24 protein-coding genes, 1 tRNA gene and 2 riboswitches are annotated in these 25,935 nt (G+C 45.8%); of the genes, 18 read left to right on the top strand and 7 right to left on the bottom strand.

Annotated elements, in window-relative coordinates:
• Positions 1-20: 20 nt before the first annotated feature.
• From V6C21_RS09395 to V6C21_RS09365, 7 genes are all read left to right on the top strand, one after another.
• Positions 21-1,007 (top strand): sugar phosphate isomerase/epimerase family protein, encoded by a 987-nt coding sequence (locus V6C21_RS09395; RefSeq protein ID WP_479268883.1) that lies wholly within the window; start codon positions 21-23, stop codon positions 1,005-1,007.
• 57 nt (positions 1,008-1,064) lie between these two features.
• Positions 1,065-2,306 (top strand): oxidoreductase, encoded by a 1,242-nt coding sequence (locus V6C21_RS09390; protein ID WP_479268882.1) that lies wholly within the window; start codon positions 1,065-1,067, stop codon positions 2,304-2,306.
• Between the two features lie 126 nt (positions 2,307-2,432).
• A complete protein-coding gene (locus V6C21_RS09385) occupies positions 2,433-3,428 on the top strand; it encodes an ABC transporter substrate-binding protein (RefSeq protein ID WP_479268881.1) in 996 nt (331 codons plus the stop codon).
• Positions 3,429-3,504: 76 nt separating this feature from the next.
• Entirely contained in the window at positions 3,505-5,022 is a 1,518-nt protein-coding gene (locus tag V6C21_RS09380; RefSeq protein WP_479268880.1) for a sugar ABC transporter ATP-binding protein, read from the top strand.
• A 5-nt stretch (positions 5,023-5,027) separates the two neighbouring features.
• The gene (locus V6C21_RS09375; RefSeq protein ID WP_479268879.1) at positions 5,028-6,002 is read left to right on the top strand and encodes an ABC transporter permease; all 975 of its coding nucleotides are present in this window, start codon (positions 5,028-5,030) and stop codon (positions 6,000-6,002) included.
• Between the two features lie 305 nt (positions 6,003-6,307).
• Positions 6,308-7,147, top strand: coding sequence for a Cof-type HAD-IIB family hydrolase (locus tag V6C21_RS09370; RefSeq protein ID WP_479268878.1), 840 nt, complete (start codon positions 6,308-6,310; stop codon positions 7,145-7,147).
• Between the two features lie 44 nt (positions 7,148-7,191).
• Positions 7,192-8,181, top strand: coding sequence for a sugar phosphate isomerase/epimerase family protein (locus V6C21_RS09365; protein WP_479268877.1), 990 nt, complete (start codon positions 7,192-7,194; stop codon positions 8,179-8,181).
• 97 nt (positions 8,182-8,278) lie between these two features.
• Here V6C21_RS09365 and rsmA read toward each other — a convergent pair whose 3' ends face one another.
• Complete coding sequence (gene rsmA, locus V6C21_RS09360; protein ID WP_479268876.1) at positions 8,279-9,148, bottom strand: 16S rRNA (adenine(1518)-N(6)/adenine(1519)-N(6))-dimethyltransferase RsmA; 870 nt, start codon at positions 9,146-9,148, stop codon at positions 8,279-8,281.
• A 1-nt stretch (position 9,149) separates the two neighbouring features.
• Positions 9,150-9,563 carry a cytidine deaminase gene (locus V6C21_RS09355; protein ID WP_045085187.1) on the bottom strand — a complete coding sequence of 138 codons (414 nt, stop codon included), beginning with the start codon at positions 9,561-9,563 and terminating at the stop codon, positions 9,150-9,152.
• Positions 9,564-9,707: 144 nt separating this feature from the next.
• On the opposite strand from V6C21_RS09355, the gene V6C21_RS09350 reads away from it, so the two are divergent.
• The 3 genes from V6C21_RS09350 to V6C21_RS09340 all read left to right on the top strand — a co-directional run bounded on the left by V6C21_RS09350 (position 9,708) and on the right by V6C21_RS09340 (position 11,396).
• Entirely contained in the window at positions 9,708-10,208 is a 501-nt protein-coding gene (locus V6C21_RS09350) for a deoxycytidylate deaminase (RefSeq protein ID WP_045085186.1), read from the top strand.
• Between the two features lie 113 nt (positions 10,209-10,321).
• The gene (locus V6C21_RS09345) at positions 10,322-11,254 is read left to right on the top strand and encodes an AEC family transporter (RefSeq protein WP_479268875.1); all 933 of its coding nucleotides are present in this window, start codon (positions 10,322-10,324) and stop codon (positions 11,252-11,254) included.
• A gap of 64 nt (positions 11,255-11,318) precedes the next feature.
• Positions 11,319-11,396: transfer RNA gene (locus V6C21_RS09340), tRNA-Pro, on the top strand.
• 169 nt (positions 11,397-11,565) lie between these two features.
• Here V6C21_RS09340 and V6C21_RS09335 read toward each other — a convergent pair.
• Together V6C21_RS09335 and V6C21_RS09330 are read right to left on the bottom strand one after the other, a co-directional pair.
• The gene (locus V6C21_RS09335) at positions 11,566-12,327 is read right to left on the bottom strand and encodes a protein-glutamine gamma-glutamyltransferase (protein ID WP_034841491.1); all 762 of its coding nucleotides are present in this window, start codon (positions 12,325-12,327) and stop codon (positions 11,566-11,568) included.
• Positions 12,320-13,324, bottom strand: coding sequence for a hypothetical protein (locus V6C21_RS09330; RefSeq protein ID WP_034841488.1), 1,005 nt, complete (start codon positions 13,322-13,324; stop codon positions 12,320-12,322). Before V6C21_RS09330 ends, V6C21_RS09335 begins: the two co-directional genes overlap by 8 nt.
• 145 nt (positions 13,325-13,469) lie before the next feature.
• On the opposite strand from V6C21_RS09330, the gene V6C21_RS09325 reads away from it, so the two are divergent.
• Positions 13,470-14,231 carry an N-acetylmuramoyl-L-alanine amidase gene (locus V6C21_RS09325; protein ID WP_479268874.1) on the top strand — a complete coding sequence of 254 codons (762 nt, stop codon included), beginning with the start codon at positions 13,470-13,472 and terminating at the stop codon, positions 14,229-14,231.
• A 181-nt stretch (positions 14,232-14,412) separates the two neighbouring features.
• On the opposite strand, the gene speB is transcribed toward V6C21_RS09325, so the two are convergent.
• The 3 genes from speB to speD form a co-directional block, all read right to left on the bottom strand.
• Positions 14,413-15,291: an agmatinase gene (gene speB, locus V6C21_RS09320; RefSeq protein WP_479268873.1), complete on the bottom strand. Its 879-nt coding sequence runs from the start codon at positions 15,289-15,291 to the stop codon at positions 14,413-14,415.
• A complete protein-coding gene (gene speE / locus V6C21_RS09315; RefSeq protein ID WP_034841485.1) occupies positions 15,281-16,141 on the bottom strand; it encodes a polyamine aminopropyltransferase in 861 nt (286 codons plus the stop codon). The genes speB and speE overlap by 11 nt, the downstream gene beginning before the upstream one ends.
• Before the next feature lie 65 nt (positions 16,142-16,206).
• Positions 16,207-17,013, bottom strand: coding sequence for an adenosylmethionine decarboxylase (gene speD / locus V6C21_RS09310; protein ID WP_034841482.1), 807 nt, complete (start codon positions 17,011-17,013; stop codon positions 16,207-16,209).
• Positions 17,014-17,202: 189 nt separating this feature from the next.
• Positions 17,203-17,338, top strand: a riboswitch (FMN riboswitch).
• Positions 17,339-17,419: 81 nt separating this feature from the next.
• On the opposite strand from speD, the gene V6C21_RS09305 reads away from it, so the two are divergent.
• The 7 genes from V6C21_RS09305 (at position 17,420) to mreB (ending at position 25,885) form a co-directional block, all read left to right on the top strand.
• The gene (locus tag V6C21_RS09305; protein ID WP_084228878.1) at positions 17,420-17,998 is read left to right on the top strand and encodes an ECF transporter S component; all 579 of its coding nucleotides are present in this window, start codon (positions 17,420-17,422) and stop codon (positions 17,996-17,998) included.
• Between the two features lie 197 nt (positions 17,999-18,195).
• Positions 18,196-18,303, top strand: a riboswitch (SAM riboswitch).
• Positions 18,304-18,374: 71 nt separating this feature from the next.
• Positions 18,375-19,556: a methionine adenosyltransferase gene (gene metK / locus V6C21_RS09300; protein ID WP_479268872.1), complete on the top strand. Its 1,182-nt coding sequence runs from the start codon at positions 18,375-18,377 to the stop codon at positions 19,554-19,556.
• Between the two features lie 326 nt (positions 19,557-19,882).
• Complete coding sequence (locus V6C21_RS09295) at positions 19,883-20,230, top strand: glycosyltransferase (protein WP_034841474.1); 348 nt, start codon at positions 19,883-19,885, stop codon at positions 20,228-20,230.
• 77 nt (positions 20,231-20,307) lie between these two features.
• Positions 20,308-22,509 (top strand): SF1B family DNA helicase RecD2, encoded by a 2,202-nt coding sequence (gene recD2 / locus V6C21_RS09290; protein ID WP_034841472.1) that lies wholly within the window; start codon positions 20,308-20,310, stop codon positions 22,507-22,509.
• 66 nt (positions 22,510-22,575) lie between these two features.
• Positions 22,576-23,283: a ComF family protein gene (locus V6C21_RS09285; RefSeq protein ID WP_052659814.1), complete on the top strand. Its 708-nt coding sequence runs from the start codon at positions 22,576-22,578 to the stop codon at positions 23,281-23,283.
• 189 nt (positions 23,284-23,472) lie between these two features.
• A complete protein-coding gene (locus V6C21_RS09280) occupies positions 23,473-24,654 on the top strand; it encodes a DUF2812 domain-containing protein (protein ID WP_034841470.1) in 1,182 nt (393 codons plus the stop codon).
• 190 nt (positions 24,655-24,844) lie between these two features.
• Positions 24,845-25,885, top strand: coding sequence for a rod shape-determining protein MreB (gene mreB, locus V6C21_RS09275; RefSeq protein ID WP_034841466.1), 1,041 nt, complete (start codon positions 24,845-24,847; stop codon positions 25,883-25,885).
• The last annotated feature ends 50 nt before the right edge of the window (positions 25,886-25,935 follow it).

Here is a 25,935-nt window from a genome sequence, read left to right as displayed (position 1 = left end):
ATTTTTTGGGAGGGTTTTATATGAAGCTTGGATTTTTTACAGCAAATTTCACAGAAAAACCTCTGGAAGAGGTTGCAAAATTGGCAGCTGATTACGGCTACGAGGCACTTGAGATTCCCGCTTATGAGGGAAACGGTCAGCTTGAAACAAAAGAAGTCATAAAGGGAAACAATGCAAAAAAGATCAAAGAGATGGTAAATGGCTATGGCCTTTCCATTGCGGCACTGAGCAACCACTCTGATTCCTTCCTAATTATGGGTCCGACAGGAAAGGATACGGACTTCATATATAAAGGAACTCCAGAAGAGAAAATCAAGCACGGTACCGAAAGCCTTATTCGTACAGCTCAAGCTGCGAATGCTCTCGAAGTTCCGGTTGTTGTTGGTTATCCTGGAGTTGAAAACTGGGGCCGCTTCTTCTTCTTCCCGTACGGAAAGGGCTGGGACGAATACGAACAGCAGTTCGCCGAGCGTTTTACTCCGATACTCGACAAATTCAAAGAATACGGCGTCAAGTTCGCGATTGAGATACATCCCAACAGCTTTGTTTACGATATTCTCACAGCAGAGCGTGCACTGGAACTTGTTGATTATCATCCGTGCCTTGGCTATAACCTTGATCCTGCAAATACGCTTTACCTGTGTATCAGCAATGAAATCCTGATTGACCGCCTGAAAGACCGTATTTTCCACGTTCACGCAAAAGATGCTGAGCTTGTCGCTCACAATCTGCCTGTAGGCGGAACCTTGATGCACGGAGATATGGGCAGACTCGACCGGTCTTATCGCTTTAGAATTCCAGGTTGGGGCGATGTCAACTGGAAACGCATCATAACAGAGCTGGCTATGGTAGGTTACGACGGAGTGCTGAGCTACGAGCATGAAGACGTAACAATGAGCCGTATGGACGGCGTTGAAAAGACCGCCGCATTCCTTAAGCCTCTGCTTATTAAATCTCCGTATGAGGGCCGCAAGGACAAGCTCTTCGGAGAGAAAACAGATAAATAATCTTTTGCTCAACTTTGTTATTTCATATATAAATTAATTAAGATGGGAGTTTGAAAAATGGGATACAAGGAAACATTACTTTCCCCGATAAAAATCGGAACCCGTACTTGCCAGAACAGATTCTTTATCCAGGCCATGGAGTGCAATGACCAGGATGAGAACGGCAATCCTTCTGAGCTCACAACTCAGAGATACGTCAATCTTGCAAAAGGTGAAGCTGGTCTGATTTCTCTCGAAGCTATCTCTATCACAAGAGAGAGCCGCGCCAGAGACAATCAGCTGATGATTAGGCCTGAAAACCTCAAAGCTCTGACTGCTTTTGTTAAAAAAGTAAAAGATGCAAACCCGAAATCACTCTTCATATTCCAGCTGACTCACTCCGGTGAGCTTTCCAATCCTGCATTCTCAAGAAGAGTCTGCGTAAAGCCCCTTCCGGGTTACGGCGGCGAGCTGCTGACTGAAGAAGATGTCGACAAGATCATCGACGATTTCGTTCTCGCAGCAAAAATCGCATATGAAGCCGGCGCTGACGGCATTGACTTGAAGCTTTGCCATGGCTATCTCGGCTCACAGATTCTCCGTCCTTACAACGACCGCAAGTGGAAATACGGCGGTTCATGGGAGAATCGCAGCCGCTTCGCATTCGAGCTTTATGAACGTATCGCTAAAGAAGTCAACGATAAGAATTTCCTCATCGGTTCCAAGATATCTGCATGGGAAGGATTCCCGGGCGGTTTCGGAACAGAGGGTCCGGATTCCCCGATTATCGACATGACCGAACCGATCGCTTTGATTAAAGGTTTGGAAGAGCGCGGTGCTCAGTACTTCATTGAGTCTTTGGGCAGTCCTTCCATCAACCCAAGCCTGCTGCAGGTTGACAGACATATTCCGTATATTGCTTATCTGCATCAGTACTTTGCAAAACTGTTCAAAGAAAACCTGCGTCCCGAAACTGTCGTTATCGGTTCTAACTTCACAGTGTTCCGCAACGGCAAGAACGGCTTGAACGCTGTCACACCTGAACAAAGCTCCATGTTCAATTACGGTGCTCAGTGCATTGATCGCGGTATTGTTGATATGATCGGTCTTGGCCGTCAATCATTTGCTGATCCGTTCCTCCCCAAGAAGCTGCGTGAAGGCAAAGAAGACGAAATTAACTATTGCACAGTATGCGACAACTGCCTTGAACTGCTGATCCAGCAGAGCAAAGTCGGCTGCTGCACATACAATAAGTTCTATACCGAAGAGCTTATCCGCACCCGTAAAGAAAAAGGCAGACTGAAAGTTAACCACACCTGATTTATTTTCAGTGAAACATAAAAGCCAATATTTCTTTGAACCCGCGATGCATAGTTACCTTAGCTCTTTGGAAGTTAAAAAGTTTATGTTTTATTCCAAATATAAAATTAAAAAGGAGTAATTGTGATGAAAAAGGTTCTCGCCATGATTTTGGCAACTGTAATGGCTGCAGCAGTATTCACAGGATGCAGCAGCAAGAACGGCTCTTCATCAACTACCAACAGTTCCACTGCATCAACTTCCTCAACTTCCTCTAAGGGTCCTATCGGTATTGTTGTCCCTTCAGCTGACCACGGCTGGACAGCTGCTATCGCGTATTATGCGGAAAAGAAAGTTCAGGAACTTGGCTTGTCAGAAGGCTCTGGCTATAAGCTGCTTACTGCCTCCAGCGTAAACGAGCAGGCAAACCAAATTGATCAGCTGATTCAGCTGAAATGCTCAGCAATCGTTCTTCTTCCTATGAACGACGAGGTTTCAGTAGCCGCACAGAAAATCGTATCTGCTAAGATCCCTCTGGTCGTATTTGACCGTAAGGTTAATGCCGATTACACAGCTTATGTTGCCGGCGACAACAAGGGTATAGGCGTCAAAGCTGCTGAATATCTCGGCGAAAAGCTCGGCGGCAAAGGTACTATCGCTATTATGAATACACCTAGCGTTGGTTCCGTTAACACTGATCGTGTCGGCGGTTTCAAAGACACAATGAAAGCCAAATATCCGGACATCAAACTCGTTGAAGTCACTGAAGACGGATATACTCAGCAGGCAGGACTTAAGGCTGCAACCGATATGTTAGTTGCTAACAAGCACATCGATGCTATCTTCTCCACAGACGACGAGCCGTCACTCGGTATCCTCCAGGCTGTGAAAGATGCTAAGAGAACTGATGTTAAGTACATATCCGGCGGCGGCGGTGCTCAGGCTTATTTCAATAAGATGACCACCGAAAAAGATATTGAGCTGTTTACTGAGACCTACAGCCCGTCTATGATTAAAGACGCTATCCAGACTGCATATGATATCGTCTCAGGCAAAACTGTTGAGAAAGAAACAATCATCGCTCCGACATTTGTCAACAAAGACAACGCCTCACAGTTTATAGATGCAAGTAGTCCCTACTGATTAAAAAAGCTAGTATGTCTGGAATATGACTGGCAACAGTCATATTCCAGACGATTATTTAACGGGAGTGTTGGCAATGCCAAATCTCATCATTGAAATGAAAGCAATCGAAAAATCCTTTTATACCAATAAAGTTCTTCATGGTGTTGACTTCACCCTAGAAAAAGGAAGCATTCACGCGCTTTTAGGTGAAAACGGGACTGGAAAAAGCACGTTAATGAATATTCTGGGCGGAGTTATTTCCTGTGACAAAGGTGAGATTTTTATTGACGGCAACAAGAAGCAGATTAACAGTCCTTCTGCAGCCAAGCAGGAAGGTATCGCCTTTATTCATCAGGAACTCACACTGATCAACGACTTAACCGTTTTTGAAAATCTATTTTTAGGCAGAGAGCTCAAGAAAAACTCACATCTCGACAAGAAAAGTATGATAAGCCAGGCACAAAGTATCTTGGACAGAATAGAAATTGATTTGGATCCTCGGACAATGGTGCGTGATTTAAACGCTTCATATAAACAAACTATCGAAATAGCACGCGCTCTAATGGAGAATGCAAGAGTCATTATAATGGACGAGCCAACTTCATCATTAACAGATGTTGAAGTAGAACATATATTTAAAATCATGAGGTCTCTGAAAAAGCAGGGCGTAAGCTTTGTTTTTATCTCGCACAAACTTGATGAGGTTATGCGAATCTGTGACACCTATACAGTCATGCGCGACGGCAGGGTTGTTGCTAACGGAAGTGTTGATGAGACAGTAAACGAAGCCATTCTGGCGAAATACATGGTCGGTAAAGATATCTCAACCAATGACTTTTACCGTCCGCGTCAGCTCGGTGATGTTATTCTCGAATTGAAACATTTGTCCAGAGACCGTGAATTCTCTGATATCAACTGCCAGGTAAGAAAAGGCGAGGTCGTAGGATTTACCGGACTTTTAGGCGACGGACGCAGCGAAGTATTTTCAACTGTATTCGGCTGCAATAAGAAATATCAAGGCGAGATCTACGTAAATGGCAAACTGGAAACCATGCATTCAACCTGGAAAGCCAAGTCCAAAGGCATCTCTTATTTGCCGAGAAACCGTAAAGAAAACGGCATCGTCAAGGATCTTTCCGTTGGGGAAAACATGACGCTTTCAATTCTGAAGCAGCTGAGCCGCATGATGGTGATTAACACAAAGCAAGAAAAGTCAGTACATGAGCGCTACATAAAAGACCTTGAGATCAAGGTAAGCGATGTAAACGATCTAATCACGAGCCTTTCAGGCGGAAATCAGCAGAAAGTTGTACTGGCAAAGGCCCTTGCCTCAAATCCTCAAATTGTCATTCTGGATAATCCCACTCAGGGCGTTGACGTCGGGGCTAAACTCGAAATCTACAACATTATCATGAAGCTTGCGGAAACAGGCATCAGCTTTGTTGTATTGTCCAGCGAAATACAGGAGATTTTGAATGTTTGTGACCGCATTTATGTAATGTATCACGGAAAAATCAAGGCTGAATACGACCGCAAGGATGCCAGCGAAGAAAATATTATGGTTGCGGCCACCGGCGGAACCGTTGAAAAGATTGAAAATGGAGAGGATTGACTCGTATGAACCAAACTGCCAAAAAATTTAACTTTAAAAAGTTTGCCAGTGACAATACCGCATTGATTGCTCTCATCATAATTATTATCATTTCAATAATACTTAAAGGCGGAACATTCCTATCCTACGGCAATATCGTAAATATCCTGATGAACAACTCAATCATCGGTATTATCTCAATCGGAATGACGCTCGTCATAATTACCGGCGGTATCGACTTATCAGTCGGTTCACAGCTTGCTCTTACCGGTTTAGTTGCCATCTCAGTTATAAACGCTACGCAAAGCATCGTTCTTGGCATTCTTGCTGCACTTGCCATTGGTATCGTCTCAGGAACACTGGCCGGTACCTTCGTCGCAAAGTTCAAAATCCCGGCATTTATCGTTACCCTCGGTACTATGACTATCTACCGTTCTATTGCTGAGTTCTGCTACAACGGCGGCGGCATTATGGCTTCCGGTTCCAAAGTAGCACCATTTATCCAGATCTCAAACTTTGAGATATTCGGTGTCATCCCGCTGCCAGTAATCTACTGGATTGTTCTTTCCGTTTTAGTCGCTCTGTTCGCATCATACACTGCGACAGGCCGCTATATCTACGCTGTAGGCAGCAACGAAAAAGCTACTCTCCTTTCCGGTATCAACGTAGATAAAGTAAAGATCGTCGCTTACGCCATGTCAGGTCTGTTTGTTGCAATCGCATCTATCGTTGAGGCCTCCCGTCTGGGCAGCATGAACTCTGCGTCATCTGGTTCCTCCTACGAAATGGATGCTATCGCAGCCGTTGTTATCGGTGGTACAAGCATGTCCGGCGGCAGCGGAACAATCTTAGGTACATTCTTCGGTGTCCTTACAATGGGCATTATCAACAACATGATGAACCTCTTAGGTGTTCCTCCCTTCCTGGTTGGCGCGGTAAAAGGTGTTATCATCATCGGTGCCGTTCTCGTTCAGAAACGTCTGGACACAAAGGCGGCTTAATCGAGTCTTTTACCGCGCAGGCATTGCCTGAAACAGGTCAGCAGCGTCCAACCAAAACATTTTTCAAAACTGCTGTGAAGGCAAATGCGCTGCGGAAGCGGAACAGATACTATGGTTTAATGTACTGCAATAATTAGGAGTGATGCGAAGGGGACAGCTGTCATTATCAATGACATGAGGTCCCCTTTCGCGAATATAAAAACCATTCCTAATCCGTTTTAACTTTCGACTGAAAGTGAATGTTTTTATTGAATCATACTCACTGTAACGGGCAACATGCCAATTTAAAAATTGGAGCTGCCAACATGAAAATAAAACTTATTGCTCTCGATTTAGACGGAACTACGCTGCGCAGCGACGGAACTTTATCCAACCGCAGCCGTCTTGCAATTCGGGAAGCAGCGCAAAAAGGCGCAATTATCGTTCCGGCCACCGGAAGAGTGCTGGTGGAATTGCCGGAATGTCTTACGAATCTTCCAGAAATCCGCTATGTAATCACTTCAAACGGTGCCTGTGTATACGACAAAAAGGAAAACCGTGTTCTTCATGCCGAATATATCCCGATTTCAGCAGTCAAAAAAGTATGGACTTTGCTTTCACACTATAACGACGTTTTAATTGAATGCTATCGTGACGGTGGTTCTTTCTTATCTCGTTCAGACCTGGAACAACTCGATACCTTTCATTTAACCCCCTCAGTGCAACGGTTTTTAACCAATTCTTCAAAACCTGTTGAAAACCTTTACGAATATCTCTGCGTGCTGAGGGACCCGAAAATTGAAAAGTTCAACATAAGAGCGGCAGATGCATCAATTCTGCAGGAACTGTGGCAAAAACTCAGTACGCTTAGTGAGATTGATGTCACCTCCGCGGGATACAACTGTGTTGAAATCAACCGCAAGGGCGTAAACAAAGCCTGCGGGCTGATTGCCCTTTGCGAGCATATCGCCGTAGGCAGTCAAAACGTCATGGCAATCGGCGACGGCCTTAACGACAAGGAAATGCTCGCCTTTTCCGGCCTGCCGGTCGCTATGAAAAATGCGGTAAGCGAGATTATTCAAATCGGCGATTTTGTCACCGAATCGAATGACCGAGACGGTGCGGCTCTCGCAATCGAGAAGTTTGTGCTGGGTCTGGAACCTTAATTATTTCAGCTTAATATTTTTATTTATAATAAGGAGGACTCAAGATGGGAAGATTAGTTACACTGGTTACAGGACAATGGGCGGACCTCGACTTTGAAACGCTCTGCAAAAAAGCAAAGGCAATGGGATATGAGGGCTTGGAAATTGCCTGCTGGGGCAATCACCTTGACCTTGAAAAGGCTGCAAAGGACGACAGCTATGTTGACTGGATTTTAGAGACTCTCAACAAATACGATTTGAAATGTGAAGCAATTGAATCCCATATTATAGGTCAATGCGTCGGCGATGCACCGGATGTCCGCTTGAACAACTTTGCACCGAAAAAATATTGGAATAAACCCGACGAAATCAGGGAGTGGGCAATCCGTACGATGAAACTCACCCCTGTTGTTGCTAAAAAGCTGGGCGCACACATTGTTACCGGATTTACCGGATCGCCGATATGGAAATACTTCTACTCCTTCCCCCAGACTCCTCCTGAGATGATAGAGGAAGGATTTGACCAGATTGTCGAATTGTGGACTCCTATCATGGATGTCTTTAAAGAATACGGCATTAAGTTTGCTCTTGAAGTGCATCCATCGGAAATTGCATTTGACTACTACTCAACCCAGAAACTCCTCGACCGTTTCGCCGACCGCAAGGAATTCGGCCTTAACTTTGACCCGAGCCATCTGCTGTGGCAGGGCGTAACACCTCACATCTTCTTGAATGATTTCATCGACCGTGTCTATCACGTTCATATGAAGGACATCGCCGTCAGGATGGACGGAAGAGCCGGCCTGCTGGGATCACATATTGACTTCGGCGACCACAGAAGAGCATGGAACTTCCGCTCACTGGGCCATGGCGACGTCAACTTTGAGGAGATAATCCGAGTCCTCAACCGTTACAACTATCAGGGCCCTCTCTCCGTTGAATGGGAAGACAGCGGCATGGACCGCGAATACGGAGCAGCTGAGGCAGCGGCCTTTGTAAAGAAACTTGATTTTTCTCCGTCCGACGTAAAATTCGACGGCGCTATAAAGAATTAATCCCTTTGAGCGCTTCGCATAACAATAAAAGCTTGTCCAAGTTTTTGGACAAGCTTTTTCTTTTACTATTAATTAGCGGTTTTGCGCTGTGGGCCGTTTAATTGTTGTAATAATTCTCTTTCAGCCAATCGGCGAGAGCGGCGAAATCCTTAAGTGTCAGCCGCTCACCGCGTATCATCGGGGACAGCCCTGCGCCCTCAATCGCCTTAACTGCCGTTTCCTTCGGAATGGACATGCCGGCTGACAGCGCATTGGTGAGCGTCTTTCGCCTTTGGAGGAAAGCGGCGCGGACAATTTTAAACATCAGCGCCTCGTCTTTGGTCTTGACCGGCGGTTCCTTTAGTATCTCAAGCCTTATTACGCTTGAATCCACCTTAGGGGCTGGCATAAAGCTTCCGGCTGACACATTGAAAAGTATCTGGGGTCGCGCATAATAGCTGACCGCACAGCTGACTGCACCGGCCTCGCTGCTGCCTGGCTCGGCACAGAGCCGGCGGGCCGCCTCCTTTTGCACCATTACAGTAATACTTTTGACCGGCAGGCGCGATTCGAGCAGATACATGATGACGGGGGACGTGATGTAATAAGGCAGGTTCGCGCAGACTATTGTGTCACAGCCGCCGAAATCATTCTTTATAATCGCTTCAAGGTCGGTCTTCATTACGTCTGCATTAATAACCTTGACGTTGTCAAAGTCCGACAGCGTCTCATTAAGTATCGGTATAAGACGTGAGTCCAGCTCGATGGAAACAACTTTTTTAGCAAGTTTACATAATTCTGCTGTAAGCACGCCTATGCCCGGGCCTATTTCGATGGCGCACACATCTTTTGACGCTCCGCTGAGCTGTGCCATACGCGGGCAGACTGACGGGTTGATAAGGAAGTTTTGGCCGAGGGCTTTTGAAAGCCCCGCACCGTGTTTTGAGAGCAGTTCTCTTATGACTGTTGGATTTGAAAGGTCGTACATATTAATTTTTCTCCTCAGGGGTGAATTTATCAAAGGCGTGGGGCAGCAGTTCAGACAGGCTGTAGATCTTATAGCCGTCCTTTTTTGCGCAGATAACGCATAACTGCGGGGAAAACTCAGAAAGCGCCTGGCGGCAGATACCACACGGCAGGATTGTTTCATCCCCCGCCGCGATGGCTATTGCCGTAAAAGAGCGGTTGCCTGCGGCTACCGCTGAGAACAGCGCTGTCCTTTCGGCGCAGTTTGTCGCTCCGAATGACACATTTTCTACATTGCAGCCTTTGAATATCTCCCCTTTGTCTGTCAGCAGGGCGGCGCCTACTTTAAAGCCGGAATAAGGCGCATATGCGTTCTCGCGGGCTTCCCTTGCGCAATTTAAAAGCTTCTCTATTGTCTTTTCATCAGGTTTTTCCAAATATATGCCTCCAAACTCAAAAGTCTTGCCCGAATATAACTTCGGTATATGGCCATAAGATGAATATATTGTTGAATTACGTTTCCTTCTATTGTATAATAAATTTGTATTGTTACAAGAAATCTTCAGGGGGATCATTAATCGATGGAAAACGCTATCAGGCGTGACAAGGTCAACTATTATCTTGATATCGCCCAGACCGTACTCGAGCGCGGAACATGCCTGCGCCGCAATTTTGGCGCTATTATAGTCAAGAACGACCAGATCATCTCAACCGGATATTCAGGAGCGCCTCGCGGACGCAAAAACTGCTGCGACACGGGCTTTTGCATGCGCGAAAAACTGAATGTCCCCCGCGGTGAAAGATACGAGCTCTGCCGCTCTGTCCACGCCGAGGCTAACGCCATTATCGCCGCTTCCCGCAACGATATGATTGGCGCTACCCTTTACCTTGTAGGCAGAGACGCGCGGACAAAAGAGCTTGTCCACGACGCCAGCTCATGTTCCATGTGCAAAAGGATGATTATCAACGCTGGAATAAAGACTGTAATTGTCAGGAATACAAGCGACAAGTACACAGTCATTGATGTTCAGAAAGAATGGGTCGAAAACGACGAATCATTAAGCGGTGTCACAGGTTACTGATATTGTCACTATATATTATAACATAATTTTCTTTACTTCAATTATATTATCAAAAAAGAGAGGAGTCCCCGGCTCTTTGCGATTGTTTAATCGGCCTGCTGAGGGATAATTTTATGGCATTTTACACGACACTGAATCAAGTTATAGTTCTGTTTTTGCTTATGGGTGTAGGGTATGTTCTGACTAAATCCGGTATGATTAGCTCCAAAACAACCGACCAACTGACTACCTTGCTTTGTTATATCGTCTCTCCCGCAATTATCCTCTACGTGTTCCTTAGAAAATTTGAACAGGATAAATTCAACAATCTTTTGATTGCGGCCGCTGCCGCGATATTCATACATATTTTCAACATTATTGTCTGTACTCTAATCTTTAACAAGAAAACCGTTAAAGATGACAATAGGCGGATTGTCTCTCAGTTTGCGAGCATATATGCAAATGCCGGATTTATGGGGTTTCCCCTGCTGCAGGCATTAGTCCAAAATAACGGCCTTTTTTACGGGTCCGCCTATAACGGGGTCTTTCAGCTTTTCAACTGGACCCACGGAATACTTCTATATTCCGGAAAGGTTGAGAAAAAGTCCGTTGCAAAGGCTCTTTTAAACCCCAACCTTATCGCAGTCATTGTGGGCACTGTGATGTTCAGGTTCTCTGTATCACTCCCCGGCCCCTTATATTCTACGGTAAAATATATATCTGACCTCAATACACCGCTTTCAATGATAGTCATAGGCGCTGCGATAACCCAGGTACCACTCAAAGAGCTGTTTAATGATGCTTTTGTCTGGATAACAGTATTAATGCGCAACCTTGTGCTGCCGCTCTCGATTTTATTTATACTGCATTCTGCCGGTCTTCACGGGGAGCTTCTTCTCTGTGTTATGATACCTGCCTCATGCCCGACCGCAGGAGTAACTGTCCTGTTAGCAAAACTGACCGGAAGAGATGCCGCCATGCCCGCCAAAGCCATGACCCTTTCTACCATTATGTGCCTTATAACGCTGCCCTTTATTCTTAGTGTTATGAATTGGTTGAAATTTTGATGCAAAATACCTTTTTCTATACTTGACATCTTTGATTGAGTTTACTATAATAATAAAGTCGCTTCGGGGTGTAGCTCAGTTTGGTATGAGTGCTTGGTTCGGGACCAAGAGGCCGTGAGTTCGAATCTCACCACTCCGACCATAAGCCCAGTCTTATCAGGTATGTTCTTCAGAACATACCTGGTTTTTTTATTCCTGATTATGGGCGGCAGCGGTCCGCATATTTGTCATGCCGCTGCTGATGTTTAAAGGGAGTGCCGGTTATTCGGCACTCCCTTTATTATTTATAGGCGGCATATTCTATGACAACTTTAGTGATATGACTTTGCGGTTCTGAACAGCTTCCGGTAATTCACCCTGCCGACCTTTTTCAACATATAAGCGGATTTATTTGAGCCTCTGGCGCGGTTTTGGTTGAGAGCTTCTATTATAGCCTCGGCATTTTTAATGCCGATTCCATGGCCGTAATAACTGCCGCCGCCCAAAATGATAACATTTTCACCCTGCCAATGGGGTGTAAGAGGGTCTACGTCCGGGTTAATAAAATAGCCCCGGTCGCCCGGCAGGAAATCCTTTGTATTTTTCATAAGCCCGATACTGCCGAATACAGGGTCAATATGGTGCCAGTTCATCAAGGTGATATTGGAAAACACCTTGTCGTACAGCGCGTCTGGGTAAAGGGTGAGCACCGCCTTATAAAAAACAATCATAATAGCCGTCGCGCATTCCGTTGCATAGAGTGAGCCGTTTTTATAAATATCCCTTATAGCGTCGCTTGGCCGCACATTGCTTTTGAGTACAAAACCGCCGTCGGGACTGCGCTTCCAATAATCCGTATTACATCTGGATTTTTCAAATATAGCGAAACCCATGCCGCTGCTGTTGAGTTCAACAGCAGCCTCTATTGTCGACTTTCGCAGTTCAACTTCAAATCTCAATTCATCTATTGAGCTGTATTCAAAACTTTCCTCTGCTCCCCATATCTTTTGAATTATCATACTTTCCACGCCGCCACGAGGGAAATCACGGCCAATATCCTGCAGTTCAACAACCTTACCCGCTATCTTAATCATTGTGTTCCCCTCGCCCACCGCTCGCTATCTCAATCTGCTTCTCTATCGGATACTCCATCCACCTATTCCACTGCCTCCGATTGCGCAGATAAAGCCGGCGGGAGTATTCGGCAAGCATGGCTTTGACCTGATTATCCAGACCGGAGAAAGAGGAGAGCCTGACTCGGTCAGCGTCGGCAAACGCCTCAACCGCCTCTTCATCCTTTTGCGGCAGTTTCCTGCAGAGATACTTTGCCTCTAAATTTACTTTGCACAGCAAAGGGTCACTTGTCTGATGAAAGGTTTCGTCAGTAAAATACAGATACGGGCTGTTTTCCTTAAACCACGATATGTAGGCCTCATACTTTGGCCTTCCCTTTTGTTCTAAGCCTTGACAGGACGCATGCTTGAGCAGGTTTTCAGCAAGTTCTGCGTCGCGTTTGTTGCGGGATTTCAGAAAATCTGCAATCAGGCTTAAGACACGGGTATCTTTAAGGCTGAAAAGCGCCCACACTAAATCCTGAATATACATTCCCTTCCGGTTGCGGTAAAAGACCATGCGGACGACAGCCGGCAGGACCTCAGTATCCCGGTATTGTCTTAACAGTACAACAGCGGCAGCCTCCAATATGCGGTCAAACTCGTCGCTTAAACCTGTCTCTTTGCTTCCCGACAGCAATATCCATTCAAGGGTATTCCTATATAAATCGCCATTTTCCGGCGTCTTAAGATTAAGCATGGGCGTATCGTCTGCATGTGACAGGATTCTAAGGCAAAACAAGACGGCCGCCTTGTCCCGTTCGATTAATTCGCTTGCCACATTCAAATCCAGTATCTGCGGCATAAGGATATAAAAAGTCGCGAAACTCAGGTTCTCCGCATTTAACAGGGAAACGGCCTTTTCTTTGTTTGTCTGCATTGTTTTTAAAAAATACGCCTTAAGCTTTTCATTGCCCGACCTTATGCGTATCATATCAAGATTGCCGATTGTACCGGCGCCCGGAAACCTATTTTGCATACAGATTACCTCTTTATGTATAAACTTAAACGGCTGACTTTCCATTATATTAAAATCAGCTGGTTTTGGCTCAATCCGGACGCTATTGCCGCTGTTATAAATGTCCCCCGATTATCATAACGTGATAATCGGGGGGTTATCTTCATTGCATATCTTTTATACGAAAAAAGGGGCATATACTGTACTTGCCATCTTTGCTGCCGCCATGTTTGCCGCCGGTATCGTATATATAGCAGCCGACTGTGCGATAAAATATCTGCTTGCAAATTCACAGGTTCCCGACACCGATACCATTATCATCGACCCCGGGCACGGGGACCCTGACGGCGGGGCTGTCGGCATAGACGGCGTATTGGAAAAAGACATCAACCTCGCCATATCATTCAAGCTCAGAAACTTCTTTTCGGCGGCCGGATACCGCGTCATAATGACCCGGGAGGGCAACAGCGAGATTTACGATAAAGGCAGCGATACAATCCGCAAAAAGAAGGTTTCTGACCTCAAAAACAGGCTCTCAATAGCGAATTCGCACCCGGGCGTCGCCTTTTTGAGTATTCATCAAAACATATTCAGCTCCTCCTCCAGCTCCGGCGCAATTGTTTTTTATTCGCCGAATAACGACGAAAGCAAACGGCTTGCCGAATACATACAAACCGGCATCAGGAAAATGGTACAGCCTAACAATAAATATAAAGTCAGGCAGGTGAATGATGATATCTTCCTGCTTTACAATGCAAAGTCGCCGGCAGTTATGGTCGAATGTGGGTTCCTTTCAAACCCCAACGACTGCCGGATGCTGCAGGATGAGGCATACCAAAACAAGCTGGCATTTGCGATATTCAGCGCCACACTAAAATTTAATGCAGAAAGGCAAAGCAAATCTAATCCAAAAAAGACAAGCGTATAACATTATTTTTTTGCTATAATTTGAAGCTTGCTGTGCCAATTCAAACTGTTTTATATTAAATATATTGCATTTTTCACTAAAACAAGATAAAAAAAGCTCGCAGCCGGAAAAGCTGATTGCCGCTGTTTATTACTTCAGCCGTAATCAACTTTGCCCGCTGCGAGCTGTTTTCTTTATTCTATTAGCCCATAACAAGCAGCAGTTCCCTTAAAACCTTGCACGCGACGGCGGTGGAAACCCCTGACGTGTCATAATGCGGAGAAAGCTCCACTACATCGGCCGCTTTTATATCCAAGCCGCTCAATGCAATGAGCGCGTTTTCAAGTTCCATGAAGCTTACGCCGCCGGCCTCCGGCGTTCCTGTGCCGGGGAAAATTGACGGGTCGAGCACATCCAGATCGATAGTGACATAAACCGGCACTCCCGAAAGCTCTTTTACGGTCTCCTCAATGCCTTTTGTAGTGTAACGGTGCAGTTTTGTATGGCCGCTGTCTGCCCATTCGAACTCCTCGCGCGTTCCGGAGCGGATACCGAACTGGTGTATGCGTCCGTCCCCTACTAAGTCCCACACGCGCCTTATCACATTGGCATGCGAGAGCTTCTCGCCGAGATACTCGTCGCGCAGGTCTGTGTGGGCGTCAAAATGTATTATGTGAAGGTCCGGATATGCTTTAAGCGCCTCCTCTATAGCCGGCAGGGAAACAAGATGTTCGCCCCCGATCATTACCGGGCGCTTTCCTGCCTTTATGATGTATCTTTCTATCCCAGCTATCTTCTGCAGCGCGCGGCTGGTGTCTCCAAATGGCAGGTCAAGGTCGCCCGCGTCATATATCTTCATATCTTCAAGATCTTTGTTCTGATAGGGGCTGTATGTTTCGAGTCCTATAGACTCCGCTCTCATGCTCATAGGTGCAAATCTTGAGCCGGGGCGGAATGTAACCGTTCCGTCAAAGGGGGCGCCGAAAATGACAATGTCACTCTCGTCATAGCCGGCCTCACAGCCGATGAAACATGATTTCAGTATTTCAAACCCGGTGAGCCCTGTTTTATTATCTGACATTATCGAGTTTCTCCTTTACATATGTTGGCAGCGCAAAGGCGGCACAGTGAAGGTCTGTGTTATAATACTTCGTTTTTAGGCCAAGCGCTTCCCATCTTTCGCGCTTAAAATCCGCTATCGGGTCAAGCTTCTTTGAAGCAAAACCGAACAGCCACAGGCCTGACGGGTATGTGGGCATATGAAATTGATACACCTTTGCGATGGGGAAGGTCCTTTTTATCTTCGCATGGGCCCGCAGCATCTCGTGGTTATAGTTGTCGTAAAAAGGGCTTTCATGCTGGTTTATAAGAATACCGCAGTCGGACAGTGCGCGATAGCAGTTTTCATAAAACTCCATAGTAAAAAGCCCCTCGCCCGGGCCTATCGGGTCGGTCGAGTCGACAAGGATGAGGTCATATGCTCCGTCGGGCGCTTCTTTGACGAATTTGAACCCGTCCATAAAGTGCATGCTGATACGCTCATCGCGGTCGAGCGCACAGGCGGTCTGGGGCAGATATTTCTGGCAAAGGCGCACAACACGCTCATCTATATCCACAAGGTCAATGTGCGTGACGCCCTTATAGCGGCAGACTTCCCTCGCTGTACCTCCGTCGCCGCCTCCTATTATCAGCACGCGCTTGATATCCGGATTAACCGCCATAGGCACATGGCAGATCATATCGTGATAGGCAAATTCGTCGCGCTGGGTCACCATCACAAGCCCGTCTATCGTGAAAAAGGTTCCGTAGGTTTCTGACTCAAAAAAATCTATCTTCTGAAACGGCGTTTGTTCGCTGTACAAGTGACGTGTTGTCTTAATTGAAAACTTTACGTCGTCCGTATGATATTCAGAATACCACAGGTCAAGCATATAAACCTCCAAAGCTAACTGCAGGCGGAAACATTGTGATGCGCAGTTGTCCGTTCCACGTCACATCAGTATTGTGTATTCATATTGCGCCCATAAAAGATTTCTTCCATTTCTTTTCTCAACTTTTTAGTTATCTGACGCGCCTCACCTGGATGAATTTCATCTTTTGTAAAGCCAAAAAGATAATTGTCGAGGTCAAAATCTTTAAGCATACATTTTGTATGAAAAATATTTTCCTGATAAACATTGACGTCGATCATCTGGTACCGGTCTTTTATTTCTTTCGGGATAAAGTTCTGTATAGAGGTCATGGGATGGTCCATGAACAGTTTGCGCCCTGTTATATCGCGCGTAAAGCCGCGTACACGGTAATCGATCGTCATTATATCCGCATCGAAACTTTGTATGAGATAGTTGAGCGCTTTAAGCGGGGATATCTTGCCGCAGGTCGATACATCGATGTCGGCTCTGAATGTGCAAACGCCGCCATCGGGGTGATATTCTGGATATGTGTGTACCGTAATATGGCTTTTATCAAGATGAGCAAGAACAGTCTCCGGCAGAGGGCCTGGCTCTTCATTATGCTGCGAATTCGGCCCATGGCTGATCATTGGCTCTTCACAGACAAGAATGGAAACACTCGCCCCCTGAGGGTCATAGTCCTGCTTTGCTATGTTTAAAATATTCGCACCGATAATCTCTGTAACATGACCAAGTATGTTTGTAAGGCGGTCAGCGTTATACTGTTCATCAATATAGGAAATGTAAGCATCTCTGTCGCTGACAGTCTTTGTGTAACAGATGTCATACATATTAAAGCTTAGTGTTTTTGTCAGGTTGTTAAACCCGTAAAGTCTGATCTTATTGCTCATCGATAAAATATCACTCTCCAATCTTTCCGCCGCAGATATGTCCCGGCTGATTTTGCTGAAAATTGTTTTACAAACGTAATTGTATATTTAATTGCGTCTGTTTTCAATAGGAATTCGAAATGTTTAGTGATTTTTTTGTTTGTCTTATCTTGACTTCTATATCTGTACGTGTTAATATAACAATGTTGACTAAGTCTTCGGGGCGGGGTGAAATTCCCCACCGGCGGTAATGCAGCGTTTCGCTGACAAGCCCGCGAGCTGTTTTTCAGCAGATTTCGGTGAGATTCCGAAGCCGACGGTAAAGTCCGGATGGAAGAAGGCGGCATTTTCGATTTTAACAGCCCCGAATGCTTTGCATTCGGGGATTTTTTTGCCGTCCGTCCCGTTTTTGGGAGGAATTGGTGTTATGTCAGAGCAATGCAGAAAAACAAAATTTATTGTCTACACCGGTATCTTATCGGCACTCGCAATTATTCTTTATTTCTTTGATTTTCCGATTATTCCAGGCTCAAATTACCTTATGATCGACGCAAGCGACCTTCCGGCAGTTATCGCTGGCGTCATCTTAGGCCCAAGCACAGCCGTTATTGTCGAACTATTAAAGGTACTTGTCCATGTCCTCATCAAGGGAATGGGCAGCACTATGGGATTCGGCGACCTTGCCAATTTCATCGTAGGCGTTGCGTTTACTGTCCCCTTTGCCGCTGTTTTCAGAGCGGCAGCAAAACGCGGCGTTAAGCTATTTCCTGCCATACTGCTTTCCGGTGTCACCGGACTTGTTTCTATGGTTACAGCAGGTCTCATAGGAAACTATTTTATTGCCCCGCCCTATTTTCAACTTTTTCTTCACATTAAGTTGTCCGGCGCTGCCCTGTGGGCTGCAATCGGCAGCGCGACGATACTTAATCTCATAAAATCCGTACTGCTCACAGTCGTGATGATTCCTATAATCGGACTGCTTAATAAAAAAGCAATAAAATTGTAACATTAGCATTATGCCACACCTTAGGGAGAATATGAAGATTGGCGTTTTATTCCATGTTCTCGTTTTTTGTCAATTTGCGGGTACAGTGGATTTGCAAAGTATATATTATGCTGGTTTTTGTTATAATATTACAGACAAAAGCCGCCGTATATTGACAGGAAGGAATAACATGATATAATAAGATTAAAATTAATAAGGCCTTATCAAGAGTGGCTGAGGGAAAGGCCCTGTGAAGCCCGGCAACCTGCCTGATAAAAAGGCAAGGTGCCAATTCCTGCGGAATAGGTTAACCGTAAAGATGAGGTAGTGATATTTCGCCCTCTGGTTGACTTCCGGAGGGCTTTTGTTTTAAGGCCACACGAGGAGGATAAAGAAATTGGGAAGGTACTTATTCACTTCAGAATCTGTTACGGAAGGACACCCAGACAAAGTCTGCGACCAGATTTCGGATGCTGTCCTTGACGAGATTATAAAAGCTGACCCCCAGGCAAGAGTTGCCTGTGAAACGGTTACAAATACTGGCCTTGTGCTTGTGACCGGTGAAATTACAACAAACTGCTATGTGGATATTCAAAAGATTGCGCGCAATACAATTAAGGAAATCGGCTATACCGACGCTAAATACGGGTTTGACAGTGAAAACTGCGCTGTCCTTACCGCAATTGAAGAACAATCCTCCGATATAGCTATGGGCGTTGATAAGTCATATGAGGCTAAAGATGGACAAGCGGACGACGCCGACGCTATCGGTGCCGGCGACCAGGGCATGATGTTCGGATTTGCTTGCACTGAAACCCCGGAACTTATGCCTCTGCCCATTTCTCTTGCACACAAACTGGCTTATCGCTTGGCCCAGGTCCGCAAGAGCAAGATACTGCCGTATCTGCGTCCGGACGGAAAGACCCAGGTCACTGTGGAATATGAGGATGGACGCCCGATAAGGGTTGACACCATTGTTATCTCCGCTCAGCATGACCCGGAAGCAACATTGGCTCAAATCAAATCTGATTTGATTGAAAATGTAGTAAAGCCTATTATCCCGGCAAATCTGCTTGATAATAAAACAAGATATTTCATTAACCCGACAGGCAGATTCGTGCTCGGCGGCCCCGCGGCTGATTCAGGGCTTACCGGCCGCAAGATCATTGTCGATACCTACGGCGGTTATGCACGCCACGGCGGCGGCGCCTTCTCCGGCAAAGACCCGACCAAAGTTGACCGTTCAGCCGCCTATGCAGCGCGCTATGTTGCAAAGAATACTGTGGCGGCTGGGCTTGCCGACAAGTGCGAGGTCGAGATCGCCTATGCTATCGGTGTAGCGCATCCTGTTTCAATCTCAGTCGATACATTCGGTACCAACAAAATCGATGAATCTAAGATAGTCAAACTCATAAACGAAAACTTCGACTTAAGGCCAGCGGCTATAATCAGGAAGTTTGACCTGCGCCGCCCGATTTACAAACAGCTCGCCGCTTACGGCCATATGGGGCGTGAAGACCTCGGCGTGAACTGGGAAAAGACCGATATGGCGGACATTCTGAAAAAGGCCGCGTTTTAATCCGGTTTAAATTTATCTGCGGAAAATTCCAAATCGGAATTTTCCGCATTTTTATGCCTTTTTGTATACCATTTAACCTTTATCAGCATTTTTATCTCAACCCCGCGCGGCAAATTTCATCTTTTTAGTTTGAATTGTGCCGGCTGTCTACAAGATGAATATTGTTCAAAAATTGTAACCTGAAGATTATGATTTAGTTACAGACTATTTTTTATATAACCATTTTGTTTTTCTTTTTGTGCAATATGACAATATATGGCATTTAGCGTGCTGCTTTTTTGCACAAAACGCCCCTTGCGAACATATCATGTAGCGAGGTGAGAAATATGCCTGAAATAATAGCGGGAGTGCTTTTAAGTTTCTTCGCGATTGTTGGGGTTGCAGAAACAGTACGCTGGATAAAAAAGTTCATGCTTGCACCTTGCGCAAAAAGCCCGGCCTTTGTGGTGACCTGCGCCGGACATGACGAGCAGATCGAATATTGTGTGCGCTCGCTTGCTGATCAGGCAAACGAATTGTGCCCTTGCGGCAGACGGCTCATTGTGGTAGTAGACGACGGTATGGATGAGGAAACACGTTCCATATGTGAAAGGTTGGAACATGATATAGACGGTGTCACTGTCTGCACAAGACCTGAACTGCCGCTCATATTTGGCGGAGAATTGCAAAGCTGAGCGTTTAGTATTATATTATTAATAACAGAATTTACATTGCGATGAATCAGCAAGAAATAAAAAAGCAGGGTAACATAATGGAACACGAATTCACGTCTATAAGCGGTACTGTTGAAAATATAGTTTTCAGAAATGAGGATAACGGATGGACAGTATTTGAAATCGACAGCGGCGATGAACTGGTCACCGCTGTCGGCCTGCTTTTTCAGGTCTCGGCCGGCGATACGATAAAAATTATGGGCGAATGGGTCAACCACCCAAGCTATGGGCGGCAATTCAGAGTGGAATCCTATGAAAAAAGCCTCCCTGCCACCGAGTCCGCTATACTCAAATACCTGTCGTCAGGCGCCATAAAGGGCATTGGGCCGGTAACAGCTCAGCGCATTATCGACATGTTCGGCTCTGAAGCCCTCAATGTAATAGAAAAAACGCCGGAAAAGCTGGCGCAGATTCGGGGTATCTCACTTAAAAAAGCGCAGGCAATCGGCGAAGATTATAAACAGCAGTTCGGCGTCCGAAGCTGCATGCTTTTTCTCCAGCAGTACGGGGTTACGCCTGCTGAAGCGGTTAGAATCTGGCAGAAATTCGGCCCGGGCACTGTGGATATCGTCAAGGCAAACCCTTATGTCCTCTGTGAATCAGGTATCTGGATATCTTTTGAAAGGGCCGATAAGATCGCTGCGGCAATGGGCTTTGGCACTGATACTGAATGCAGAATACGCGCCGGCATATCCTATATTCTCAGACATAACCTGTCAAACACCGGCCATACCTACATTCCAGACAACAAACTTATTACTGCGGCGGCCTCATTGCTCGGCGTCGAAGAATCAGACGCGCAGTCCGCTCTCGAAAAGCTGGTTGAAGAAGAAGAGGTTATTTCAGATGAAATAAGCGGGCGGCGCGCAATCTTTTTGCCGTCGGCTTACCGGGCTGAGACCTATGTTGCGGGGCGCATAAAACTGATGATGCAGATTGAGCGCCCTGTTCTTGGAGATTGCAGCGCCCGGATAAAACAGGCCGAAGAGGCCTTCGGTATCAAATACGCTCAGAAGCAGAAGGAAGCTATTGAAACCGCTTTTAAAAGCGGTGTTATGATACTTACCGGCGGCCCCGGTACAGGAAAAACAACAACCATCAACGCTATCATTTCCGTTTATGAAAGCATGGGGTTAAAGGTGGCTCTCGCTGCCCCGACGGGCCGCGCGGCAAAACGGATGACCGAGGTAACGGGCAGAGAAGCCAAAACAATCCATCGCCTGCTTGAAGTTGAATTCACGCAGGATGACGAAGTGAGATTCGCCCGCAATGAGAAAAACCAGCTCGACTGTGACGCGCTGATTGTGGATGAGCTGTCGATGGTCGATATATTGCTCTTTGAATCGCTTTTGAGAGCATTAAAGCTCACCTGCCGCCTTATTATGGTTGGCGACGCCGACCAGCTCCCTCCCGTCGGCGCTGGCAACGCATTGCGCGATATGATAGAATCCGGCGTCATTCCCGTCGTACAGCTAAACGAGATTTTTAGGCAGGCCGCCCAAAGCCTGATAGTAACAAACGCTCATAAAATAGTCCGAGGGGAGCAGCCAACGCTCACCAGCCGTGACCGCGACTTTTTCTTTATTCAGCGCTTTACCCCTGCTCAAGTAAGGCAGACGGTGACCGAACTTGTCAAGAAGCGTCTGCCGGACGCTTATGGATATTCCCCGCTTTGGGACATACAGGTGCTGACTCCCGGGCGGCGGGGAGAACTCGGCGCAAACGACCTTAACACTGCGCTGCAGCAGGCACTCAATCCCAGTTCACCTGACAAGTCTGAACGGCAGTTTGGAACCCGCCTCTTCAGAGAGGGCGACAAGGTCATGCAGATTAAGAACAACTACGATATCATTTGGGTAAAAGACAACGGAGAGCACGGAACCGGCATTTTTAACGGCGACGTCGGGGTGCTCGAAATGCTTGACCGGCGTACTGGCATGATGAAAATTCGCTTTGACGACCGCGTCGCGGAATATACGCCGGAAGGCGTCCAAGAGCTGGACCTCGCATATGCCGTAACAGTGCATAAAAGCCAAGGCAGCGAATTCAAGGCGGTCATTCTCCCGCTCTTTTCCGGCTCACCGCAGCTTTTTTACCGCAACCTTTTATATACTGCGGTAACTCGGGCAAAAGAAATGGTAATCATAGTCGGACGCCCTGGCGTTGTTGAACAGATGGTATCAAACGACAGAAAAACTAAGCGTTATACCGGCCTTTGCGAATTTTTAAAAAACGGTTAAACTGCCGGCATGACTCATTAATATATTCAGCAGGCATTTTCTAAAGCTAACTTCAGGTGACGCATTATGAACAGACTGGCTGATATAATAATCTCCCTGTTTTTCCCGCACAGGTGCCCTTTCTGCGGCAAAACCGTTCCCAGCAATATGGCCATATGCAAGGATTGCGCCGGCACCCTGCCCTATGTCACCGGAAAAACATGCCCGCGCTGCGGGAGAGGCTTTGAATTCTGCCACTGCAGGGGCAATAAATTTGCATTTGAACGCTGCGTCTCACCTTTATACTATGAAGGCTCTGTCCGCAAAAGCATAATAAACTTTAAATTCCACGCAAAACAATCATCCGCCGCAGCGTATGCGGCTCTGAGCGCTCAAATGATAAAAAGGGAATACGATTGGCAGCAGTTTGATTTTATAACTTGTGTCCCATTAACTAAACGTGAATTTAAAAAACGGGGTTTTAATCAGTCGGAAGTGTTTGCCCGCGCCCTGTCACGTAAACTCGGAATTCCGTATAAAGATGCCCTTTGCAAGCCCCGCGATGTAAAACCGCAGCGAACGCTGAATTCAGAGGAAAGATGGCTGAACACTGCCGGAGCATTTTCGGCAAAAGGCAGTTTCCCCGGCGCCGTTGTCCTGCTTATCGACGATGTTATTACTACCGGTGCCACCCTCAGCGATTGTGCAAGGGCGCTTAAAGAAGCCGGCGCAAAACAGGTTTTCTGCGCGACAATTGCTTGCACAGCCCCGAACAAAATAAATGCCGGCCAATAATATGCTTATTACTTTATATAATGCTCATCTCTTGGTACGACTATAAAAGTCTTTATTTTGCATTCATTATAACCTAAATATTTGATACTTTTATTCCAAATATAGTTTATTAAGCTGATGACATGAAAATTTTTTGATAGTATAATTATTATAAGGATAGTTATGCAAAGGCTGCGTGAGGAGATATTAATGTCGGACAGAGTGGTCAGGCGCAGGTTTTTGTGGAGCCTGTTTATACAAAACACTGAGAATTGGCTTGGCAGGATGTCAATGTCAGGCTTGCATTTATGTGGAATTGACACACACAGCCGTTTCATTTTTGTGCCTGGAGAACCTGTAAAATATAAATATTGTTTTTCATATTCAAAATTTGAAAATAGCAGCGAAATAAAACAAACTAAGGCCTCTGGCTGGGAAAACGTAGCCCGTTTCGACAAATGGAATGTTTATAGGACAACAAATGCCGATAATAAGCAAGCCATGCCTAACAGGCGCGGAATTTATCTCCGCAACAATTCCCTGCTTTGCCTGTACGCTCTGGTCAGTTCCATAGTCCTGCTTCTGCTCTTCGGCATGACATTCGGCTATTTCTTGCTGTACCTGCATCCTACAACCGATGAGATTTTTTTTCGCCGCGCAGTTGTAATAATAGGAATATTTGCTCTGCTGTTGCTGTGCAATTTCATACTTTTCCTTTTTATGACCGCTGCAAACAGCTTGGTACTTGAAGAACCTACCGATGCTATTGTACCTGAAATAGCCTATCGCCAGTTCCTCGCGAGAAAGACATTTGAAAAATGGCTGGAAAAGCTGTTAATCCGCGACGGGGATATCATAAAGCGTATCAGGCCATTGTGGATAATGACTCCCCGTTCTCTGGAGAAATGGCTGGTCAAAATGGAAATGCAGGGCTTAAACTTATATAAAGTCCATAATAACGGCATGATGTTTTATTTTATAAAAAATGCTCCGCGAAAGGTTAAATACTGTGTTATCAGCAACAACAGCGGAAAAATCGCCCGCTGTATCGCGGATGGGTGGCAGGTCGTCTATTCAACATCCGGAAAAGGTGACAATTTCGGACGGCTCGTCATCATATCCCACGATTATACGGACGGCACCGAGCCGTCACCCTTTGATAATGAGAAAGAATATGTGGTAAATGCGGCACATATATCATTTCGCTTCATTGTAATATACTTTTGTTTTCTTTTAGCCGCTGTCACCGGTCTTGTTGCATCAGCATATTTTAAAGCCAATACCGCGGTTGTTTGGATAGTGGGCATATTCACGGCAGGTATGGCTGTGCTTATAATTAAAATGCTGCTGTATCTTACCGGCTCAATGATAGCCGCAAAAAGAATTAAATAATTTTAGTCGGCTTGAAAATATACTAATTATTAAATATAATATATATATATATTATACTGTATTCCCAGTTTTTTTAGTTCAAAATCACAAGCTATTATATTCCAAAACCTGAAAAAGAAATCAAATATCAAGTTTTTATGGGCTTTAAAGTCAGTAGTTGATATTTTAGTGCGGTTATTATTAATTCAGAATGGAAGTGTATGAATTGCCTGGTAATGACATAGGTCTGGATCTTGGGACGGCGACAATATTAATATATGTTAAGGGCAAGGGTATTGTACTGAAGGAACCATCAGTTATCGCATATGATAAGGATAATGATGAAATTGTCGCAATTGGAACAGAAGCACGAAAAATGCTTGGCCGCACACCAGAAAATATCGTTGCGGTAAGACCTCTGCGCGACGGCGTTATCTCAAATTTCGACCTCACTGCGCAAATGCTCAAACATTTTATCAAAAAAATCTGCGGCGGTTATTTCTTTAAACCGCGTATAATGATTTGCGTCCCCGCTATGATTACAGAAGTTGAAGAAAGGGCTGTTTATGACGCGGCGATAGAAGCGGGCGCACGCCGGGCTTACCTGATTGAAGAACCAATAGCCGCTGCCATCGGTGCAGGAATTGATATCTCAGCGCCGCGCGGCAGCATGATTGTAGATATCGGCGGCGGAACTACCGACATTGCTGTTCTTTCATTAAAGGATTCCGTTGTTTCCAAATCACTGAAGGTCGCCGGCGATAAATTTGACGAGGCAATTATAAAATATGTACGCAGAAAATACAGCGTCCTTATCGGAGAACGCACTGCCGAAGAAGTAAAAATCCGAATTGGCTGTGTTTATCCGCGGGAAGAGGAACTTAGCATGGCAGTTAAAGGCCGCTGTCTGGTCACTGGGCTGCCTAAAATGATCGAAATTACATCTGAGGAAACCCGGGAGGCTTTCCATGAGGTTTCAACGAGCGTCCTCGATGCCATCCACTCCGTACTTGAAAGCACACCTCCTGAACTTATCGGCGACATCGCCGAAAGCGGCATCATTCTCACGGGAGGCGGAAGTTGTATCTACGGTATGGATAAATTAGTTTCAAAACACACAGGAATACCGGCGCATTTAGCAGATGACCCTGTAACTTGTGTTGCAAGAGGTACTGGAGCCGCTCTTGAAAACTTAGACAAAATTCCGGATGGGCTTTTATATATAGCTAAAAACAAGCGAGAACAGTCATAAACTCTTACTTTTCATACATATTCAAACGCTGGCCGTCTGCGCCGTCGAAA

The sequence above is a fragment of the [Clostridium] cellulosi genome (genome assembly GCF_036762875.1).
In the GTDB taxonomy this organism is placed as follows: Bacteria; Bacillota; Clostridia; order Oscillospirales; family Ethanoligenentaceae; genus Ruminiclostridium_D; species Ruminiclostridium_D cellulosi.
This window is presented reverse-complemented; position numbering and strand designations above follow the sequence as displayed.

Coding starts and splice junctions, on each gene's coding strand:
- V6C21_RS09345 (WP_479268875.1), top strand. CDS start 10,322: ATGGCATTTTACACGACACTGAATCAAGTTATAGTTCTGTTTTTGCTT.
- V6C21_RS09370 (WP_479268878.1), top strand. CDS start 6,308: ATGAAAATAAAACTTATTGCTCTCGATTTAGACGGAACTACGCTGCGC.
- V6C21_RS09350 (WP_045085186.1), top strand. CDS start 9,708: ATGGAAAACGCTATCAGGCGTGACAAGGTCAACTATTATCTTGATATC.
- V6C21_RS09305 (WP_084228878.1), top strand. CDS start 17,420: ATGTCAGAGCAATGCAGAAAAACAAAATTTATTGTCTACACCGGTATC.
- V6C21_RS09285 (WP_052659814.1), top strand. CDS start 22,576: ATGAACAGACTGGCTGATATAATAATCTCCCTGTTTTTCCCGCACAGG.
- V6C21_RS09385 (WP_479268881.1), top strand. CDS start 2,433: ATGAAAAAGGTTCTCGCCATGATTTTGGCAACTGTAATGGCTGCAGCA.
- speE (WP_034841485.1), bottom strand. CDS start 16,141: ATGCTTGACCTGTGGTATTCTGAATATCATACGGACGACGTAAAGTTT.
- mreB (WP_034841466.1), top strand. CDS start 24,845: ATGGAAGTGTATGAATTGCCTGGTAATGACATAGGTCTGGATCTTGGG.
- speD (WP_034841482.1), bottom strand. CDS start 17,013: ATGAGCAATAAGATCAGACTTTACGGGTTTAACAACCTGACAAAAACA.
- V6C21_RS09395 (WP_479268883.1), top strand. CDS start 21: ATGAAGCTTGGATTTTTTACAGCAAATTTCACAGAAAAACCTCTGGAA.
- V6C21_RS09365 (WP_479268877.1), top strand. CDS start 7,192: ATGGGAAGATTAGTTACACTGGTTACAGGACAATGGGCGGACCTCGAC.
- V6C21_RS09280 (WP_034841470.1), top strand. CDS start 23,473: ATGTCGGACAGAGTGGTCAGGCGCAGGTTTTTGTGGAGCCTGTTTATA.
- V6C21_RS09295 (WP_034841474.1), top strand. CDS start 19,883: ATGCCTGAAATAATAGCGGGAGTGCTTTTAAGTTTCTTCGCGATTGTT.
- V6C21_RS09335 (WP_034841491.1), bottom strand. CDS start 12,327: ATGATTAAGATAGCGGGTAAGGTTGTTGAACTGCAGGATATTGGCCGT.
- V6C21_RS09330 (WP_034841488.1), bottom strand. CDS start 13,324: ATGCAAAATAGGTTTCCGGGCGCCGGTACAATCGGCAATCTTGATATG.
- recD2 (WP_034841472.1), top strand. CDS start 20,308: ATGGAACACGAATTCACGTCTATAAGCGGTACTGTTGAAAATATAGTT.
- rsmA (WP_479268876.1), bottom strand. CDS start 9,148: ATGTACGACCTTTCAAATCCAACAGTCATAAGAGAACTGCTCTCAAAA.
- V6C21_RS09390 (WP_479268882.1), top strand. CDS start 1,065: ATGGGATACAAGGAAACATTACTTTCCCCGATAAAAATCGGAACCCGT.
- V6C21_RS09380 (WP_479268880.1), top strand. CDS start 3,505: ATGCCAAATCTCATCATTGAAATGAAAGCAATCGAAAAATCCTTTTAT.
- V6C21_RS09375 (WP_479268879.1), top strand. CDS start 5,028: ATGAACCAAACTGCCAAAAAATTTAACTTTAAAAAGTTTGCCAGTGAC.
- speB (WP_479268873.1), bottom strand. CDS start 15,291: ATGTCAGATAATAAAACAGGGCTCACCGGGTTTGAAATACTGAAATCA.